The organism is Mesorhizobium sp. M7A.F.Ca.CA.002.15.2.1 (assembly GCF_003998715.1).
GTDB classification, from domain to species: Bacteria; Pseudomonadota; Alphaproteobacteria; order Rhizobiales; family Rhizobiaceae; genus Mesorhizobium; species Mesorhizobium ciceri.
Window position 1 is genome coordinate 1 of sequence record NZ_RZPI01000853.1, and the last position, 2,083, is coordinate 2,083.

The 2,083-nt window shown below is 61.7% G+C and carries 3 protein-coding genes; all 3 read right to left on the reverse strand.

All coding sequences use genetic code 11. The features are described from left to right. Positions 1-356: DUF3592 domain-containing protein (locus tag ENZ74_RS30240; RefSeq protein ID WP_245471040.1), on the reverse strand; the 356-nt coding region annotated here is incomplete at its 3' end. Between the two features lie 118 nt (positions 357-474). After that, on the reverse strand, positions 475-1,083 hold the full coding sequence (locus tag ENZ74_RS30245) for a class I SAM-dependent methyltransferase (protein WP_063170216.1): 609 nt from the start codon (positions 1,081-1,083) through the stop codon (positions 475-477). A 226-nt stretch (positions 1,084-1,309) separates the two neighbouring features. Beyond that, on the reverse strand, positions 1,310-2,083 hold a 774-nt coding region (locus ENZ74_RS30255; protein ID WP_127313229.1), incomplete at its 5' end, for a GH25 family lysozyme.

The following is a 2,083-nucleotide window of genomic DNA, read 5'->3' on the forward strand; positions in this document are numbered from 1 at the left end:
GGATTGTAGAAGACAGTCACCTCCGCGCCGCGGGGAAACTGGGCAAGGGTTTCGGTGACTTCGAAATTCCCCAAATTCTCCTTCACGCTGTAGCGCGAGCTTTGAAATTTCTTGCCGCCGACCTTGTATTCGAAGGTGATCGCCGGAAAATTGCGCATTTCGGTCGTATCAGTGCTGTCCGAACCAACGCCCGAGCTTCTGACCTCGCGTGCCTCGACGCGCGACGAGATGATCTTTCCCGGCGTCGGCAGCCAGCGGCTGAGTGCCTTCACCTCTCGCCATTTCATGAAGGTGATGAACGACAGCGCGCCCGCGACCACGCAGGCAAAGCCGACAAGCATGATCTTGAGTTCCAACTCGTCTCCCCCCAGGAGTGCAGGAACCCGCACATAGACAGCATGGCGGCGGCAATGTCTTGTATTTTCGCAAATCTGAAAAGGCTGAGCAGCGCAAACGGCAACAGCCCACGCCGCGTTATGCAGGCTTCACGGCCAGGAACGTGTTCCATTCTTCGCTATTGCGGCCGACGTTGAAATCGTCCCTGATAAGGACCAGCCCGGCGCCTTCGAGATGGGCGGCGAAGTCGTCCCTGCGCCAGTAGACCATGTGATATTCGCCTGATCTCTCGCCGTCGCCATTGCGCATCGAGACGAGGAAGGCGCCGCCCGGGCGCAGCGACCCGGCTATCTTGGCAAGCACCTGGTCGGTCTGGTCGCGAGGCACGTGGATCAGGACGCATAGGGCAAGGACCGCGTCGTAGGGGCCGCCGAGATCATCGGTGATGAGATCGAGCAACTCGCCATGCTTACCACGCGCGGCCTGCAGCTCGAGAAACCGCTTGGTGGCGTCGGTGCGCCGAACCTTGACGCCCAAATTTTCCAGAAAATCCGCATCGTATCCGGCTCCGGACCCGACTTCCAAAATCCGGCCACCTGTGCCGGCGATTGCCACCAGGCGCTTGAGCGATGCCTGCTCCCTCTCGTTGGGAACATGGCGCACGATGGCATCATATTGTTCCGCATAATCCTCGTAAGCGCTGATCGTTTGACGGCTCTGTGCCAGAGCCTCCGATGACACACCCATCTTTTCCTCCCATGCGTCCTTGTTGGTCAAAGAGCCAGGCACTTTCCTCAGCGAATGCTGCCGGCGGAAGCGTGTCCATCGAGCAGTCCGATATCGCGCTTGAAATGGTCCGACAGCGCACGCTGGTCAAGCAGGCCGCGTGAGCGGGTCCTGAAGGGAGCGGCGAAGAGGTCGAGGATCGGCGGACACCCGAGAAAGCGAACGACGCCAAGCCTGATAGCTTGTCTCAGTTGGCGTCGGCTACCGTCTGCCGGCCCCCGGCCCAGGCGCGCCATTGCCGTTCGTCGCCATGGAAGACATTGAGGTCTATGCGGCCAGTGACGCCGTGCGACAGGCCGGAGCCGGAATACTGCCAGAACAGCCATTTGCGACCGGGATAGACCTTTGACGGATGCTGGGCGACCGCACGCAGCCAAAACGGATAGTCGAGGAATTCGCCCCTGAGATTGTCGCGGTAGAAATCGGGCGCGGTGTAGATGATGGGCCGCTGGCCGTAATAGCGCTCCAGCTTGTCCATGAACACCTGCATCTTTTCCAGCACCTTTTCGCGCGACGGCCGCCGCTTGCAGCTGGACTCGCCGTTCCACTCGACGTCGATCACCGGCGGCAGCGCGCCTTCGACCCTGGGCACGTTGCGGATGAACCAGTCCGCCTGCTCGCCCGCCGTGCGGCACCAGTAGAAGAAATGGTAGGCGCCGCGCTTCAAGCCGGCGGCGTCGGCGTTGCGCCAGTTTTTCATGAACATCGGATCGAGGTGGTCGCCACCGTCGGTCGCCTTGATGTAGGCGAAGTTGGCGCCCTGCGCCCGCAGCTTGTCCCAGTTGACGTTGCCTTGCCAACGCGAGACGTCGACGCCGTGCACTGCAAGGCGGCGAGGCGAACCCTTGCCGAAATTGATCGGCTTGGCGTCGCGAAAACCGTAACGGGTGAGCGGCCCGGCAAGCATGGCCGGTGCCGCGCGGGCCAATAGCTTGGGCGGCGACACCAAGGCTGCCGGCTC